This is a genomic window from Corynebacterium sp. TUM25015 (genome assembly GCF_056393505.1).
On record NZ_CM150783.1, the window covers coordinates 1,398,265 to 1,415,160 of the forward strand.

Sequence of the window (16,896 nt, forward strand, 5' to 3'; positions counted from 1 at the left end):
GCTGGCGGTGCACACGGCATCGACACCAAGAGCGCACAGGGCACCAAAGGCGCACAGTCGCAGGACGGACGCGATTGGGCCAAGGTGCTCAACGTGGAGTCCGACTATCTGATCCAGGAGATCGGGTGGGACGAGGACTGTGACAGCAGCATCAGTGAAGCCCTGGAAGACGCTATTGGCGACGCACTGTTGGATATCGACACCGACGAGGTCGTCGACGTTGTACTTCTCTGGTGGCGCGACGAGGACGGCGACTTGGTCGACGGTCTAGTCGACGCGACCCGCAGCCTGGGGGAGGACGGCAGCATTTGGCTGCTGACCCCCGCGAAGGCAGATGCTGGCCGAGTGGAACCGGGCGTGATCGCCGAGTCCGCGCAGCTGGCTGGCCTGGTGCAGACCAAGTCCGAGCGACTGGGGAACTGGCAGGGCGCCTGCCTGGTTTCCTCTGGCACTAAGCGCTAATTTCCCTAAGTGTTAGCGATTTAACGCTAATCACCTTGCGCGATTTTGGTGCCTTTACCTGCGGTTTCGTTGTTTTGGTCTTGGATGTGCTAGAGTCATTAACGCTTCAAGCGAAGCCGCGGTTTCGATGTAATCGAAGCAGTGGGCGCCTTTAGCTCAGCTGGAAGAGCAGCTGGTTTACACCCAGCAGGTCGGCGGTTCGAACCCGTCAGGGCGCACAGATTTCACCCCGCAGTCACTTTTGACTGCGGGGTGTTTTGTTTTTGATCGGAGGGTTGCTTAGCGCGACTGGGGAAACATTTGGCCACCTCGCGCGTCGTGAGAATAATGGGATTCATGACTTCCACGAAGCGCAGCGGTTGGCGAAACTTCCTCACACCCGGATGGGTCATAACCGCCATCCTGATCATCGCTTTCACCTACACCGCATTCAGCTTCTTGGCCCCCTGGCAACTGGGAAAGAACAAGGACAAAAACGCCTTCAACCAGCGTCTTGAACAATCCCTGCAGATTGATCCCGCCCCGATTAACGAGGTGATCCCGGGCGACGGGGGATCAGTGGGCGTCGAAAAAGAATGGACCAGAGTCACGCTACAGGGCCATTTCCTGCCGGACAAAGAGGTGCTGCTGCGCAACCGTCCGGTCGACTCGACTCATTCTTATCAATCGTTGACGCCCTTTCGCCTCGACAGCGGCCAGACTGTTCTGGTGCATCGCGGGTGGGTTGCCGTGGAGGGGAACGGGGCTGCGCCGCGGTTGAAGGATGCGCCGCGGGACGACGTGAAAGTGACCGGGTTTATCCGCATGAGCGAGGCTGTGCCGGATGCGAAGCCAACGAAGGCTCAAGGGTATACGCAGGTCACAGGTATGTCGACGAAGCAGATTTCCGAGGAGACGCAGGAGAAGCTGGCTGCGGATTATGTGCAGTTGGATTCGGAGAGCGTGGATCGGCTGAACGGCATGGCTGGTGACGGTGCGGGTGCGCCGGATCTGCAGGCGCTACCACTGCCTCATTTGGATGGCAGCACGAACTTGTCCTACGGGATTCAGTGGATTGCGTTCGGCATTCTGGCGCCGGTGGGGCTGGGGTGGTTTGTGTATGCGGAGATGCGGGAGCGCCGGCGTGAGCGCGAGGAAAGCGCCGAGGTCGCCCGCCTCAATGCCCAGGTCAGCGGGGGTGCTGGCGGGGACGGTGCTGGTGGCGCTGACGTCGGTGACGGTGCTGGTGGCGCTGACGGTGTTGGCGCTTCCACAGGTGACGGTGCTGAAGCAGCTGCTGCAGCCGATGCCAAATCCCAGCGAAGCGACGCGAAATCCTCCTTGATCAGGGACGAAAGTGCTTCCGGCGAGAAGTCTCAAAAGGAGCCCAGAAAGCACACTGACCTGGCTGATCGTTACGGAGGAACCCGCTCCCGGTTTGAGGAACTCCGCGCCGAAAAGCGTGGCAAGGAGCGTTTCTAATTCCGCTGGTTAATCTCACCGGGGGCTTGGGCGTATCGCACTGAGTCTTTCATCCTGATGTCGTTAGATCGGGAATGTGTGGGGCTTCTAGGGGTGGGAATGTCGTTGAATCGGGAATCTGTCAGCGCTCGGATCGTTTTGCAAATTTGCGCAACGCTCTGACCAGCAGTTTCATCTGGATGAAAACGGTTTGTGGTAACACATTCCCGATCTAGCGACATTTGACAGGGGCGGGCAGTCGGGCACCCGGGTATTGCCGCCGTCAGCCACCAAGTACCGCAGCCAACTTCCTACTGCCCTAGCTGCTCCTGCACATACGCGACAATTCCCGGCACAGCGGCCTCAATCTGGTGCCCGACCTCGGCAAAATCCGAGCGGTGGCCGTAGTACGGGTCGGCGACTTCGGCACCGGCGGGGGAGTCGGCGTCGAAGCTACGGAACAGGCGAATGCGATCCGCATCCACACCCGCATTGCGCAGGCCGCGCACATGCCCGTCGTCCATGGCCAGGAAAAGGTCGGCGCCCATATGCGCAGGTCCGAGCTGTGCCGCGCGGTGGGTGGTGCCGTCGTAGCCCAATGACGCCAACTCGTCCACGGCCCGATCGTCAGCGCCGTCGCCGATGTGCCAGCCGCCGAGTCCGCAGGAGTTCAGGGTCACGGGTGCGTCAGCGGAACCGGCAGCACCCGCGGAACTGGTAGCTCCAGTGGAACCGGTAGCACCAGTGGATTCCGCGGCTGGGGAGTGGCTGGTGGCGATCCCGGCGTCCTCGAGGCCAGCACGGAGGATGACCTCGCCCATCGGAGAACGGCAGATATTGCCCGTGCAAACGACAGTAATGTGCATTGAAATCCTTTCTTGCCCTGATTCCTTTGTCCGGATTCTTTTGCTCTGATTTTCTTGCCCTGATTCGTAGGACCGACTTCTAGAGCGGCCTCCCAGCCCGGATCTTTACCCCTCGTTGGCCCAGCGCTGCACCAGCGCGTCTAGCTCCGCGGGAGTGTCTACGGTGTAGGCGGCCTTTGCGCGCTCTTCATCCGAGCCATATCCCCAGCCCACCAGCACCGTCGGAATGCCCGACTGCGCGGCGCCCTCCACATCGTGGATGCGGTCACCGATCAGCAGCATCTTCGTCGGGTCGAGGGCCTGCAGCCCTTCTTCCGCACTCATGTGAGCCAGCATCTCGCGCACCTCGTCAGCCTCTTTCAGCTGCTCTAGCGCATATTCGATCACGGCGGCTTTCGAGCGGCGGGTGCCGTCCTCCTGCGCAGCGCCGAGCACCGCGAAGTACTTCATCATGTCGTGCTCGCGCAGGATCCGCTCTGCGGAAACCTCGGACTTCGACGTCGCCGTGGACAGCACAATGCCCTCGCCGGACCACTTCTCCAGCAGCTCGCGCATTCCCGGGAAAGGGGTGGCCTCGCGCCAGCGCCCGTCCTGCTGGTCTGCCAGATATGTGTCGAAGACCTTCTGCAGCAGTTCGCCTTCTAGCCCAATGTCCGCCAGGGTCTCGACCATCGGCGGGCCGGGGATCTGCCGCACCCGCTCCTCGGGTGGTACCGGCACCCCGTGTGTTTCCAGCGCCTTAACGAAGCTGGCTCGGATGCCGGGGTAGCTATCCATCAAGGTTCCGTCTACATCTATAAGCAGAATTGGTAAATCGCGCACCTTTCCAGTCTGTCAGATCTAGCTAGGCTGGGTGGGACAGAGAATTTAGCCATCCCCAGGAGAACCCCCGTGTCCGCTGCCGAACCAACCGCCCAGCCTGCCCAGCCCGCCAGCCAGCCCGCCGAAACTGCCGCAACCACCGTCGCCGACGTCATCGCTGCCCTCGAGGCTGCTTACCCGCCCCACCTCGCTGAATCCTGGGATGCGGTCGGCCTGATCTGCGGCGACCCCGCCGAGCCCGCCGACAAGGTTGCCTTCGCGCTGGACTGCACTGATGCCGTAGTGGACGCCGCCATCGAGCTGGGCGCCCAGATGCTGGTCGTCCACCATCCGCTCCTGCTCCGCGGGGTCACCGCCGTGCCCGCGAATTCGCCAAAGGGCCGCATCGTCCACAAGCTCATCCGCCACGGCATCGCCCTGTTCGCCGCGCACACGAATGCCGATTCCGCCCGCCCCGGCGTCAACGATCGCCTGGCCGAACTCCTTGGGGTAACCCCGGGTGCTGCGCTGCGTCCGATTCCTTCCGGCACCGATAAGTGGGGTTTCACCGTTCCTCTTAGTGACGCCCCTGCGGTGAAGTCCGCCATCTTTTCCGCAGGCGGCGGCGCACAGGGCGACTATGAGCAGGCATGCTTTGAGTTCTCCGTCACGGGACAGTTCCTGCCTACGGAAGGGGCGAACCCGCACCTCGGGGTAGTGGGAGAAGTGGAAACGGTCGAAGAAGTCCGCATCGAGTTCGTCGCCCCCGCCGCGAAGCGGGAGGCCATCCGCGCGGCTTTGATCAAGGCCCACCCCTATGAGGAGCCGGCATATGACTGCGTGGAAACCTCCCTGCCCACGCCCGCCGACCAGCAACTCGGCATTGGGCGCGTCGGCGAGCTGGATACGCCCATGACCTTGCGGGAGTTCACCGCGCGGGTGGCCGAGCGACTGCCCAGCACTGAATGGGGCGTGCGTGCAGCCGGAAATCCGGACGCCATGATCCGCACCGTCGCCGTCGCCAGTGGCGCCGGCGACAGCTTCCTGGGCCAAGTCGCCAAGATGGACGTGGACTGCTTCGTGACCTCCGATCTGCGCCACCACCCGGTGGATGAACACTTGCGCATGGGTGGATGCCCCGTCATCGATACTGCCCACTGGGCTAGTGAGTTTCCGTGGTGTTCGCAGGCGGAGGGCGTCGTAAAGAAGGCAACGAAGGTACAGACCACAGTGATCGACGTGCGCACTGATCCGTGGACCGTGCACGAGAAGTAGCGAGCATCCAGGCAGACGAGATTGCCGACACCCCAAAGTTCATGTCCTGCCGCTGCGCTAGAGTGGCCTGAAGATTCGTTGAACAAGGGTGATCGAGGGTGATACAGGATGCGCTTGTACGTGGAGTGCGATGGAGGTTCCCGCGGTAATCCGGGCATCGCGGGGTGCGGAAGCTCGGTGCTGGACGGCGACCATGAGGTGGCCGCACGTTGGGAGTTTATTGCCAAAGCCACCAACAACGTGGCGGAGTACCAGGGGCTGATCAATGCCCTGGAGCTAGCCATTGACGTTGCCGAGATCCAGGGGGTAGCTCCGAGTGAGCTGGAGATCGAGGTGCGCATGGATTCCAAGCTTGTCGTTGAGCAGATGAGCGGGCGCTGGAAGATCAAGCACCCTGACATGAAGCCCCTGGCCGCGCGGGTCAAGGACATTGAGTCCACCCTCGCCGCCGTCACCTACAACTGGGTGCCGCGAGCGCAGAACAAGCGCGCCGACGAGCTGGCCAATCGTGCGATGGATGATCGGGTTGGGGGTCGCTGGTTTGATGACGCCCTTTCGTTCCAATCGGCCGCCACTCCAGAGCAGGGTGCTGCGGATGCCGATGCTGCACGTACCGCAGCAGAGGATGCTGGTGTGCAGAGTTCCGCTGGTGCTGTGACGGATGCTGCGAGCTCGCCGGAATGGCACCCCGGAGGGGAGCCGACCCGCCTCTGGGTGCTGCGCCACGGACAGACGGAAATGAGTGTGCAGGGACAGTTCTCCGGGCTGTCCGATCCGGAGTTGACCGCTCACGGGCGCGAGCAAGCCCAGCGGGCCGCTGTTTATGTGGCCGGGCAGTTGGCTAGGCGCCTGGCGGGGCGACCGGCTAGCGGGGGAACTGGCGCAGATGCCAGCTCCAGTCCTGGTCCAGTGGCTGTGTACAGCTCCCCGCTGCAACGCACCCGCCAGACAGCGGAGGCCGTGGTCGAGGCTATTGGACAGACCAGCGCGGCCACATCGCGCATTCAATTTACTGAGTCTCTCATCGAGATGGACTTTGGAGACTGGGAAGGGCGCACCTTCACCGAGGTCATGGAGCAGTTCCCCTTAGAACACGATGCCTGCCTGTGGGATAGCTCCGCCGCACCCAGCGGAGGTGAAAGCCCCGACGAGGTGTTCGACCGCGTGCGCTCCTTCCTGCGTGATGTTGCGCGCAACCACCCGGGCGAGGAGGTTGTGGTGGTCAGCCACGTGACTCCCATTAAGTCCATGCTGCGCTACGCACTGTGCACAAGTGGTGCGTTGTATCGCACGCTGCACTTGGACTTGGCAGGTTTGAGCGTCATTGAGCTCTTCGGTCCAAATGAGATGGCCCGTTCGGGCAAGCTGGGCGTCAATAATGACAGCGCCGTGGTACGACGGGTCAACGACACGCACTACCTTCACTAAGAAGTGGTGCGCTAGAGTTAACCCTTGTCGAGACGGTCGGGCGATCGCGGCGCGCGGAACCACCCTGCACACGGGGCAGGCCGGGCGCGGAGGAAAGTCCGGACTCCACAGGGCAACGGTGGTTGCTAACAGCAACCCGGGGTGACTCGCGGGAACAGTGCCACAGAAAATAAACCGCCCGCCACGCGCGGGTAAGGGTGAAAAGGTGCGGTAAGAGCGCACCAGCGCCCCAGGTGACTGGGGTGGCTAGGTAAACCCCACCGGGAGCAAGGTCAAGGTGCTCGCACGCGCGCTATCCCAGATGGCGCACCAGCGTGCGGCGTAGCTCTAGGGCTGCCCGCCCAACCATGAGCAGGTAGGCCGCTTGAAACCCATCAGCAATGGTGGGTTCAGATGGATGATCGCCTCGTCTTCACGCACTCCTGGCGTGCCCTTCGAGGTGCTGCGGGGTGTGCGGGGGGATAGGACAGAATCCGGCTCACAGGCTGTCTCGACTTAAAAATTTTTTGGGGCTTAGGCGTGGCCGGGGTGGCGCGGTTGTGTCACTCTTGGAGGCATGAAACTTTTCGCCGCCGAGCTGAACTTCCGCACCATTGCAGAGGAATTCGAACTGCCGGAACGATTCCCCGAGGACGTTCACGCCGAAGCGTTGCAGGCCACGGACCGTCATGCAGACCAACGTCGTGATCTGCGGGATATTCCTTTTGTGACGATCGACCCCGCAGGTTCGATGGATTTGGATCAGGCGGTGAATATTCAGGACGCGCCGGGTGTTGCAAGCGGGATCAGCGACGGCGGGGCGGGAACCGACGGAGGAGCAAGCGCCGACGGCGGAGGTAATGCGGCGCGGTGGCGCGTGCTCTATGCAATCGCGGACGTTGCCGCGTTTGTTGATCCAGCCGGGGCGCTGATGGCGGAATCCCTCCAGCGTGGCCAAACCATGTACCTGCCGGACGAGCCCACCCGGCTGCACCCTGCGGAGCTCTCGGAGGGGAGCGCCTCGCTATTGCCGGATCAGACTCGCCCGGCCGTGGTATGGGATATTTTGCTGCGCGCCGACGGTGAGGTCGCGGACTGCACCGTGTACCGCGCGCTGATTCGTTCCGTGAAGCGCTTTGATTACACAGAGGTGGAGGCGGACATGAAGGGTGGTACTTTGCACCCCGCCATCGCGCAGCTGCCCGAAGTTGGTCGCGCGCGCCAGGGATCTGATCTGCGGCGTCAGGCAATAAACCTGCGGTTGCCCTCCATTTCGGTGGAGCGAGTAGAGGCCGAGGACGGTTCCGAGCGGTACGAATTGGAGATCGACGAGCGGTTGGAGATGAACGACTTCAACGCTGAACTGTCGCTGCTTGCCGGTATGTGCGCGGGCGAGATGATGGTGCGCGCGGGCGTGGGTATCCTGCGCACACTACCGCCCGCCGGGGCAAAGGACATTGCCGCCTTCGACCACGGCGCGCGGGCGTTAGGGTTCGATCGGTCCGGCCGCCCGATCGGGGAGTTGCTCGCTGATATTGACGCCTCTACGCCGCGCGGCATGGCACTTATGCGCGACGCGCAGAGTCTTCTGCGCGGGGCGGGGTATCAGCACTTCGGGCTGGTCGGCGGGGATACCGACGGTGCGGACGCTGGCGCGACTGATGACGGTGCGGCCAAAGCCAGCGAGGAGCAGCCCAGCATCCATGCGGGGATCGGCGGCCACTACGCGCACGTCACCGCGCCGCTGCGGCGCCTGGTGGACCGCTTCGCTACGGAGGTCTGCCTGGCTATCGCCAGTGAACAGCCCATCCCGGAGTGGGTCACCGCCAACGTCGACCAGGTCCTCGGCACGATGAAATCCAGCGGTCAGACGGCCAGTGCCGTCGATCGCGCCTGCCTGGGGCTCACCGAAGCGGTCGTTTTGCAACCGTGGGTGGGCCAGAACTTCAACGCGACGGTGCTCAATAGCGACGGCGGAGACAAGGCGAAAATCTTGGTCGAGGAGCCGCCCATCTTGACGACTTGTGTGGGCGGCCCAGACGAGGCGTCAACAATTAAAGTAACCCTGATTAAGGCCGATCCGGCAGAGCGAAAGGTGCGTTTCGCCTGGCCAGCCGATTAGAACAGGGGTTGTCCGGCGCGTGTGGTACACATGAGCCTATGAGCGAAAACGATGCGCAGAAGTGGTACTACGACACGAAAACCGGCCAGGTAAGCCAGGGCAAGGACGGCGCCTGGGAGAACCGCATGGGGCCATACGACTCGCGCGAGGAGGCCCAGGCGGCCATCGCGACCGCGCAGCAGCGCACCAAGGAGGCCGAGGAATACGACGCGGAAGAGAATGACGACTAAGGATCCTAGCGCGGGCGCCGGGTGCGATGGCGCGGACGCTGGGTGCGATAGCGCGAGTACGGACGAGCGTTCGTGGCTGGCGCGGACCCTACTGCCGGAGGGGAAGGAGCCGGACCCGCGCTTCACCCTGGCGAACGAACGCACCTTCTTGGCGTGGATCCGCACTAGCCTGGCGTTTCTGGCTGGCGGGGTGGCGCTGGAGGCGTTCCGCTCGCCGGACGTACCCGAGCATTTGTGGAGTACCGCAGCCGTGCTGGTGCTGATCGTTGGCATGCTGATCGGGCTGGGGGCGGCGGTGCGGTGGCTTCGCGTGGAGCGTGCCATGCGGACAGGGAAGGCTCTGCCCGTACCTGCGATCGTGCCCTTTCTGGCGGGGGTGGCCGTGGTGGCATGCGCGGTTGTGCTGGGGTTTGTGATCTTCGGCGACTTTGGGATGGAGCTGTAGGTGAGGCGCCGGGCGGTGCCTGGGGCTGCGCGGGAGGTGTCACGCCAGGGTGCGCGGGAGGTGCCCGAGCGCCCGCACTCTGACCTGGGGCTTCAGCCGGAGCGCACCAGCCTGTCGTGGCAGCGCACCGTGCTGGCGCTGCTGGTCGTTAGCGCGATGTTGTTCCGGTGGATCGGCCGCTACGGCGTGATCGTTCTGCCCGCCGCGGGAGTGTTAGTGCTGCTTGCGGCATTGATTCTGCTGACCCAACGGCGCCGCTACCTGCGCTTCAGCGCCGGCCTGCGCGCCGAACGCCTCACCACAAACGTCGGCTCGGTCGTTGCGGTGACTGCGGCTGTCCTGATCTGCGGCGTGGTCGCCGCCACCTTCGTTATTCTGGACGCCATCTAGCCCCAACCGCTCCACCAAGTTAGGCGCCTGACCAAGTTGCCTTGCTTCATGCGTTCGGAGGCGGGTGAGCGGATTGCAGGGAATAGCTAGAAAGGCGAGTTTGTGGACTTTGACGTTTTCTACAGGACTTTCGACGTCTCTGACGTGGCACCAGGGGTTCATGTTATTGACTTGGTGTTTTATGCCTTCGTTCTTTTCTGTGCGTGTACAAGCCTTTTGATTTGGGTTTTGCTGATCGTCTACGCATCGCGGATTGGGTGGAAAGCACGGAATGCGCGGAATAGCAGAAACCCTGGTGGGCAGACTGGTTCCCTGGCGATTCCTTTGACAGTGATTTTTTCGACATATGCCGTTGTTGTTGCGGTATCCACCGTGCTGGTCGTTTTCCCTGGTCCGGTATCTGCGAAAATTTTCTCTATGGATAGGCATGGTGAAGGGGGAGGGGTCCCTTTGTTGGGAGGGGGCACCCCCATAGTCGCTGACGGTTTATCTGCTGACTGGGTAAAGATGGACCGGCGCAAGCCAACATTCATAGAAAAATATCACCAGGATATTCTTGTCGCTCTGTCACAAAACAGTGAGCTGCAGCAATACAATTTGCTCGGCTGCGAAGGTAAGTCAGCTGATAGAACGACTGCTAAAGGTACAGGTCAAGAAGCTGACCGTAGTGAAGCTGACCATAGTGCACCACAACAAATGGACAGAAACGGGATGTCCATACTGTGTGGTGGATATAAAGTCTCACCAGTTGCTGCGGAAAAGGACGGGACGACGTATCAGCTAACTCCGGTTTTCAAGTTCGGTGAGGATCCAGGCTTTGTCCAAAGAGCCGAGGGGGTGAGTCTGGAAAACTCCGCGGACGAAGGTTTGGCGGTCCGGTTCCACGTCTACGTCATGGAGAGAGCCGCCACCAAGAGCTAGTTTCAATAAAGTTTGGTTTCGCCAAAATGGGATTTTGGTATTGATTTTGGCGGACGCTGGGTGCCACGAAGTGCGGAATGTCGCTAGATCGGGAATGTGTTATTGGTTATGGTTTGCAAGTGTGAGAAACTGCAGGTCAGAGAGTTGGGGCTCGGGGGTGTGACCTGCCGGGGTGCAGCAGAATCCCGATTCAGCGACATTTAGTCTTTGATGGGGTGTGGGAAAGGGGCTGTGAGGGCGAGGGCTGCCGGCAAAATGCCAGCTAGAAGCAGTGCTCTTCCGCAGGGAACGTCCCCTCAGCAACCTCTCGCTTGTAGGCCGCCGCAGCTGCGGTCATATCCGCACCCACCGAAGCCCACTGCTTAGCGAAGCGCGGACGGTGCCCACCAGCCGGGAATGCAGCCATGTCATGCCACACCAGAACCTGCCCATCGCAGTCCGGACCTGCGCCAATACCGATGGTCGGGATGGCTAGTTCTTGAGTTACCGAAGCTGCCACATCAGCCGGCACCATCTCCAGAACAACCATGTCGGCACCGGCCTCCTGCACGGCACGCGCATCAGCCAGCAACTGCTCGGCGCCAGCCCCGCGACCCTGCACCTTGAAGCCGCCCAGCTGGTTCACCGACTGCGGAGTAAATCCGATGTGTGCACACACGGAGATACCGGCGTCGGTAATGGCGCGAATACGGTCCGCCATCCGCACCCCACCCTCGATCTTCACCGCGTGCGCGCCCGTGCGGTGCAGCATCTCGGACGCAGCCTTCACAGCCTGCTCATCCGAAGCCTCATAGGTGCCGAAGGGCAGGTCAGCGACCACAGCCGCATTACCAGCGCCGCGCACAACGGCAGCGACCAAGTACACCATCTCATCCATACTGATCCGCTGGGTCGCGTCATAGCCAAAAACGACATTCGCGGCAGAATCGCCGACCAGCATGATCTCCACGCCTGCCTCCGCAAAGGCCACGGCGGTGGAATAGTCGTAGGCCGTCAGCATCGCGAACGGCTCGCCGGAGCCCTTGCGCGCCTTCAGATCCGCGATGCGCACCTTCTTGGTGGGCACCAGGTAGCCGTTGGGGGTCGAGCCCGATGTTCCAGATGTTGCAGTCATGCTGTTCACTATAGTGACGCCCCCTCGGCCTCCCCAACGAAGCGGCCTCAGCGTGGGGCCTGCCAATGTGCCTGGGTGAAGCGATTGCCAGAGTGGCACAGCAGGCAGGGCGAAACTTCTACAATGGAGGCTATGAATCGCCAACAGGAATATGTTCTGCGCACGCTGGAAGAACGCGACATCCGCTTTGTTCGCCTTTGGTTTACAGATATCCAGGGGTATCTGAAATCCGTGGCAGTGGTGCCAGCAGAGCTAGAAGGAGCTTTTGAGGAGGGCATTGGCTTCGACGGTTCGGCGATCGAGGGCTTTTCCCGTATCGCGGAGTCCGACACTATTGCACAGCCGGACCCGTCGACGTTCCAGATTCTGCCGTTTAAATCCGACACCGGGGAGCTATCGGCACGCATGTTCTGCGATATTGCGATGCCGGATGGTACGCCGTCGTGGGCAGACCCGCGCCAGGTGCTGCGCCGACAAATCAAGGCTGCCGCGGACCAGGGATTCAGCTGCTATGTCCACCCGGAGATCGAGTTCTTCCTGGTCAAGGAGCTGGAGACGAAGGGCTACCCGCCAGTGCCGACGGATAGCGGTGGCTACTTCGACCAGGCCGTCACCGACGATGCTCCGGCTTTCCGCGCCCATGCGATCAGCGCATTGGAGCACATGGGAATCTCTGTGGAGTTTTCCCATCACGAGAACGCACCGGGGCAACAGGAGATCGACCTGCGCTACGCCGATGCGCTGACAATGGCCGATAACGTAATGACGTTCCGCTACCTGATCAAGCAGGTCGCCCGCCGCAATGGAGTGGCCGCGACGTTCATGCCGAAGCCGTTCCAGGAGCACGCCGGTTCGGCCATGCACACTCACATGTCCTTGTTCGAGGGCGATAACAATGCGTTCCACGACCCGGATGACGAGTTGCGCCTTTCCAGAACTGCGAAGTCCTTCATCGCGGGCATCTTGGAGCACGCCCCGGAGATTTCTGCGGTCACCAACCAATGGGTGAACTCGTACAAGCGCATTACGTCTGGCGATGAGGCTCCGCGCGCGGCGGCATGGGGAGCGTCGAACCGTTCAGCGATGGTTCGCCTGCCGATGTACACGCAGCACAAGGCGGCATCCCGTCGCGTGGAGGTGCGCTCGCCGGATAGTGCCTGCAACCCGTACTTGGCTTATTCAGTGTTGTTGGCAGCTGGCCTGAAGGGCATTAAGGATGACTACGAGTTGCCTGCCCCGGCGGAGGAGGACGTTTCCCTCATGACCCGCCGCGAGCGCATTGCCGCCGGTTACAAGGATCTGCCCTCCGACCTCAACAGCGCATTGCGAGAGATGGAGCGCTCCGAGCTGGTCGCCGATGCCCTCGGCGAGCACGTCTTTGAGTTCTTCCTACGCAACAAGTGGCGCGAGTGGTACGAGTACCAAGCACAGATCACGCCGTGGGAGCTGCGAAATAATCTGCCGTTCTAGGTCTTTTTTCGTGACGCCCTCACGCCCCACCTTCACTTAGATCCCAGGAGCACCCGTACCTCATGACCCGTCCCCGCAGTTCGCGTTCCTCCGTGCCCACCGCCCGCAACTTGGGCCTTACCCACCCGAAGGCTCAGGAGGACCTTCAACAGCTGGGATGGGTGGACGCCAAACACGCCGAACAGATGTGGATTCTCGCGGCGACGGGGGACCCGGATCTGGCGCTGAATAACCTGATCCGCCTGGTGAACGCACTGGGGGACGAGGCATCTGAGCTGCTGGATCGAATTGCCGAGTCCCGCACCTTCGCCGTGCGGCTACTGGGGCTTTTCGGTGCATCGTCGATGTTGGGCGATCACATTGTCGCCCATCCGCAGGAGTGGAAGCAGCTGGAATCGGGCATGCCGACCTCTCAAGAGATGATGGAGCTGATGCTGGGCAGCGTCGAGGCGACGCGCGTTGAGGGCGCGGGTGAACGGGTGTTCCGCGCTGCCGTTACCGGTTCGCAGGCCGACGACGCCATGCGCCTTGCCTATCGCACAATCCTGGCCCGCATCGCTGCCGTGGATGTGGCGGGCACTTTTGTTCAGCGCGGACAGAAGCCATGCAAACCAGTCAGCTTCGAGCTGGTCTCCCGACGTCTGTCGGATGCTGCGGATGCTGCCCTGACCGCCGCGCTGGCAGTGGCTTGTGCGCAGGTTTATGACGCCGACGAGGAACCCGCCCGGCTTGCCGTACTAGCCATGGGCAAATGCGGTGCGCAGGAGTTGAACTACATCTCGGACGTGGACGTCATCTTTGTTGCCGAACCCGCAGACCCGAAGGCCACGCGCTGGGCAGGGGAGTTCATCAACATCGGCACTCGCGTGTTCTTTGAGGTGGATGCGGCACTGCGCCCGGAGGGCAAGAGCGGTGCGCTGGTGCGCACCCTGGAATCGCATGTGAACTACTACAACCGTTGGGCCGAGACCTGGGAGTTCCAGGCGCAGCTCAAGGCCCGCCCGATGACGGGCGATCTGGCATTGGGGCAGGAGTACGTCGATGCGCTGGCCAGCAAGGTGTGGTCTGCTACCGAGCGCGAGGACTTCGTGACGGATGTGCAGGCAATGCGCCGCCGCGTAATTGAGAATATTCCGGATGATATCCGCGCCCGCGAGTTGAAGTTGGGGCCGGGCGGCTTGCGTGACATTGAGTTCGCCGTCCAACTGCTGCAGATGGTGCACGGGCGCACCGACGAATCTTTGCGTACCCGCTCCACCGTATCCGCGTTGAATGCTTTGGCCGCGGGTGGCTATATCGGCCGGGCAGATTGCCAGAGCCTGCAGGAAGACTATGCGTTTATGCGCCTGCTTGAGCACCGCCTGCAATTGCAGCGTCTTAAGCGCACCCACACCCTGCCGCCCAAGGAGGACATCCGCGCACGTGTATGGCTGGGTCGCACAGCCGGCTGTCGACCGGAGGGCACCAGGTCGATGGACGAGCAGCTATCCGCGGACGTCAAGCGCGTTAACCTGCAGGTCAGCCACCTGCATTCGAAACTGTTCTACCGCCCATTGCTTACCTCGGTGGCGGCGATGGAGGCAGATACGATTCGCCTGTCTCCGGAGGCCGCCAAGCGCCAGCTTGCCGCCTTGGGATACGCGTACCCGGATCGTGCATTTGAGCACTTGAGTGCGCTAGCAGCGGGGAAGAGCCGCAAGGCTAAACTCCAGGCCATCATCCTGCCCACGTTGCTGGAATGGCTCGGCAAAACCGTTGATCCGGATGCCGGCCTGCTGAACTATCGCAAAATGTCGGAGGCTGCGCATGAGTACAGCTGGTTCTTGCGCCTGCTGCGCGACGAAAACATCGTGGGCAAACGCCTCATGCACATCCTGGGCACGTCTCCCTATGCCTCGGAGCTGTTCCTGAACTCTGTCGATTCGGTGAAACTGCTTTCCGACGGCGCTACCGGGCCGAAGTTCCTGGAGCAGGCTCATCAGGTTGTTACCCATTCCCTGGTGGCCGCCGCAGGCCGACATCGCCACCCGGACAAGGCCATCTCCGTCGCGCGTTCGCTGCGTCGTGCAGAGCTCGCCCGCATTGCAGCGGCCGACCTATTGGGCTTCATGGACGTCGAGCAGGTGTGCGTCTCCCTGTCTTGGGTGTGGGACGCGGTACTCGAAGCGGCTTTGCGCGCTGAGATTCGCTATTGGGAGGACGAGAACGTAGCCAATGCGCCTGCCCGCATCACCGTTATTGGCATGGGACGGTTGGGTGGCGCGGAGCTGGGCTATGGTTCCGACGCCGACGTGATGTTCGTCGCCCAACCTGTAGAAGGCGCCGACGAATCAGAGGCGCTGAAGTGGGCCACTCATATTTGCGACACGGTGCGAACTCGCCTGGGCAGACCCAGCCAGGACCCGCCATTGGACGTGGACATTGACCTGCGCCCCGAGGGACGCAATGGGCCGGTCGTGCGCACGCTGGATTCCTACCGCCGCTACTACGAACAGTGGGGCGAGACGTGGGAGATGCAAGCCCTGTTGCGTGCCACCTGGATCGCCGGCGATAAAGACCTGGGCATTGAGTTCCTGCACATGATCGACGACTTCCGCTATCCGCCGGGAGGTGTGGACGACAAGGTCGTGCAAGAGGTTCGCCGTATGAAGGCACGCGTGGATTCAGAACGCTTGCCGCGGGGTGCAGACCGCAAAACTCACACCAAGCTAGGCCGCGGTGCGCTGACCGACGTGGAGTGGACTGTCCAGCTGCTTACCATGCAGCACGGCGATGATGCTCAGAACCTGCGCAACACCTCCACCCTAGAAACGCTGCGCGAGCTGGCCAGCGGTGAGTTTATCGCCGAGGCCGATGCGGAAATCTTGCGTGATGCCTGGATCACCGCCACCATCGCCCGCAACGCAATTGTGCTGGTCAAGGGTAAGCGCAAGGATCAATTGCCTAGCCACGGAGACCAACTTCGTCACGTTGCGGCGGCGGCCCATTGGCAGCCAGAGCAGGCACAGGAGTTCCTTGACGACTACCTTAAGAAGACCCGCAAAGCACACCGCGTGGTCGACCGGATCTTCTGGGGTGAGGATGTCGGCATTGACTACGGTGGCTAGTCCAGCTGCCCCTCGACGATGACGTTGTAGCCCAGGTCGCTGGAACCAGAAACGGAGCAGGCGATCAAAACAATGCGGCCTGGTCGCTTGGCGTCCATGATGTCCGGATCGACGATCGCCTCGTTCTTATCCACCAGCCAGCTGCGGGTGACCTTCCACGTGTGTCCGTGGTTTGCGCCATCGCGCATGGTGATGCGGGCGCCATTAAGCACATCGGAGGAGTAGCGTTTCACCGGTTTACCGTCGGTTCCGGTGACATTCTTCGGCGGAGCATTGAGGTTCACATCCGCGGTCACAGCTTCGCTCAGCGGGTTAAACACCAACGGAGCAGCGCCCCAGGCGTGCCCCAGCACATACATTGTGCCCTTTTCCGCATTGTTCGGGGAGACTCCCCAGCCATCTACCCAGCGCACCATCGTGTTCTGCGGACCGGCTGGGTTGAGCGGTAGGGCATAGGGCATCGAGGCATATGTCGCCCCATTCACCGGTGCGGGACCGTCCATGGTGAAGGAACCATTCTGTCCGAGTGGCCCCGGGACAAGTGAGCGATCCTTCTTCTTGTCCCCGTCCTTGTGATCCTTGCCCTCCTTGCCGTCCTTGTCTTTCTTCTTGTCGTTGGGCTTCTCCGCGCTCGAAGATGCAGAGCTGCCAGTCGCCTCACTGGAGCTAGCACCGTTGGAGGCCGAGGGAGCGTCATCACCCGAAAGAGCTAACACAGCCCAAACAATCAGTGCGATGACGACGAGTAGAGCCACAACGGCGGCTACAGTTCGGCGGCGATTAGTAAAAGGGCGGGTAAAGCTCATAGTGAATAAGTTTATCCATATATCGACCGGGTAGCGTAGG

General features: G+C 61.8%; 15 protein-coding genes, 1 tRNA gene and 1 other RNA gene. 13 read left to right on the forward strand and 4 right to left on the reverse strand.

Features of this window, described 5'->3' with window-relative positions; all coding sequences use genetic code 11:
* The first annotated feature begins 84 nt into the window (after positions 1–84).
* From AC06DS_RS06355 to AC06DS_RS06365, 3 genes are all read left to right on the forward strand, one after another.
* On the forward strand, positions 85–462 hold the full coding sequence (locus AC06DS_RS06355; RefSeq protein ID WP_448307473.1) for a DUF3052 domain-containing protein: 378 nt from the start codon (positions 85–87) through the stop codon (positions 460–462).
* Between the two features lie 145 nt (positions 463–607).
* A tRNA-Val gene (locus tag AC06DS_RS06360) sits at positions 608–680 on the forward strand.
* Between the two features lie 118 nt (positions 681–798).
* Complete coding sequence (locus tag AC06DS_RS06365) at positions 799–1,923, forward strand: SURF1 family cytochrome oxidase biogenesis protein (RefSeq protein ID WP_477100259.1); 1,125 nt, start codon at positions 799–801, stop codon at positions 1,921–1,923.
* A gap of 290 nt (positions 1,924–2,213) precedes the next feature.
* Here the strand turns inward: AC06DS_RS06365 and AC06DS_RS06370 are convergent, their stop codons facing one another.
* Together AC06DS_RS06370 and AC06DS_RS06375 are read right to left on the reverse strand one after the other, a co-directional pair.
* Positions 2,214–2,768 carry a low molecular weight protein-tyrosine-phosphatase gene (locus tag AC06DS_RS06370; RefSeq protein ID WP_477100260.1) on the reverse strand — a complete coding sequence of 185 codons (555 nt, stop codon included), beginning with the start codon at positions 2,766–2,768 and terminating at the stop codon, positions 2,214–2,216.
* Between the two features lie 105 nt (positions 2,769–2,873).
* Positions 2,874–3,590: an HAD hydrolase-like protein gene (locus tag AC06DS_RS06375; protein WP_473963382.1), complete on the reverse strand. Its 717-nt coding sequence runs from the start codon at positions 3,588–3,590 to the stop codon at positions 2,874–2,876.
* Between the two features lie 69 nt (positions 3,591–3,659).
* On the opposite strand from AC06DS_RS06375, the gene AC06DS_RS06380 reads away from it, so the two are divergent.
* From AC06DS_RS06380 to AC06DS_RS06415, 8 genes are all read left to right on the forward strand, one after another.
* The gene (locus tag AC06DS_RS06380; protein WP_477100261.1) at positions 3,660–4,844 is read left to right on the forward strand and encodes a Nif3-like dinuclear metal center hexameric protein; all 1,185 of its coding nucleotides are present in this window, start codon (positions 3,660–3,662) and stop codon (positions 4,842–4,844) included.
* A 108-nt stretch (positions 4,845–4,952) separates the two neighbouring features.
* Positions 4,953–6,272 carry a bifunctional RNase H/acid phosphatase gene (locus tag AC06DS_RS06385; protein ID WP_477100262.1) on the forward strand — a complete coding sequence of 440 codons (1,320 nt, stop codon included), beginning with the start codon at positions 4,953–4,955 and terminating at the stop codon, positions 6,270–6,272.
* 28 nt (positions 6,273–6,300) lie between these two features.
* An RNA gene (rnpB, locus tag AC06DS_RS06390) (RNase P RNA component class A) lies at positions 6,301–6,769 on the forward strand.
* Between the two features lie 59 nt (positions 6,770–6,828).
* Positions 6,829–8,373 (forward strand): RNB domain-containing ribonuclease, encoded by a 1,545-nt coding sequence (locus AC06DS_RS06395; protein WP_477100263.1) that lies wholly within the window; start codon positions 6,829–6,831, stop codon positions 8,371–8,373.
* A 38-nt stretch (positions 8,374–8,411) separates the two neighbouring features.
* Positions 8,412–8,603, forward strand: coding sequence for an SPOR domain-containing protein (locus AC06DS_RS06400; RefSeq protein ID WP_477100264.1), 192 nt, complete (start codon positions 8,412–8,414; stop codon positions 8,601–8,603).
* The gene (locus AC06DS_RS06405) at positions 8,593–9,048 is read left to right on the forward strand and encodes a YidH family protein (protein WP_448307217.1); all 456 of its coding nucleotides are present in this window, start codon (positions 8,593–8,595) and stop codon (positions 9,046–9,048) included. Before AC06DS_RS06400 ends, AC06DS_RS06405 begins: the two co-directional genes overlap by 11 nt.
* A 36-nt stretch (positions 9,049–9,084) precedes the next feature.
* The gene (locus AC06DS_RS06410; RefSeq protein ID WP_477100265.1) at positions 9,085–9,438 is read left to right on the forward strand and encodes a DUF202 domain-containing protein; all 354 of its coding nucleotides are present in this window, start codon (positions 9,085–9,087) and stop codon (positions 9,436–9,438) included.
* Between the two features lie 102 nt (positions 9,439–9,540).
* Positions 9,541–10,359, forward strand: a complete 819-nt coding sequence (locus AC06DS_RS06415; protein ID WP_477100266.1) for a hypothetical protein — start codon at positions 9,541–9,543, stop codon at positions 10,357–10,359.
* A gap of 262 nt (positions 10,360–10,621) precedes the next feature.
* Here the strand turns inward: AC06DS_RS06415 and panB are convergent, their stop codons facing one another.
* The gene (gene panB / locus AC06DS_RS06420; protein WP_477100267.1) at positions 10,622–11,473 is read right to left on the reverse strand and encodes a 3-methyl-2-oxobutanoate hydroxymethyltransferase; all 852 of its coding nucleotides are present in this window, start codon (positions 11,471–11,473) and stop codon (positions 10,622–10,624) included.
* A 132-nt stretch (positions 11,474–11,605) separates the two neighbouring features.
* Between panB and AC06DS_RS06425 the strand changes: the two genes are divergently transcribed.
* Positions 11,606–12,943 carry a glutamine synthetase family protein gene (locus AC06DS_RS06425; protein WP_448307210.1) on the forward strand — a complete coding sequence of 446 codons (1,338 nt, stop codon included), beginning with the start codon at positions 11,606–11,608 and terminating at the stop codon, positions 12,941–12,943.
* A 62-nt stretch (positions 12,944–13,005) separates the two neighbouring features.
* Entirely contained in the window at positions 13,006–16,050 is a 3,045-nt protein-coding gene (locus AC06DS_RS06430) for a bifunctional [glutamine synthetase] adenylyltransferase/[glutamine synthetase]-adenylyl-L-tyrosine phosphorylase (protein WP_477100268.1), read from the forward strand.
* Here the strand turns inward: AC06DS_RS06430 and AC06DS_RS06435 are convergent.
* Positions 16,047–16,856, reverse strand: coding sequence for a sortase family protein (locus tag AC06DS_RS06435; protein WP_477100269.1), 810 nt, complete (start codon positions 16,854–16,856; stop codon positions 16,047–16,049). The two genes, AC06DS_RS06430 and AC06DS_RS06435, sit on opposite strands and share 4 nt — an antisense overlap.
* Positions 16,857–16,896 lie beyond the last annotated feature (40 nt).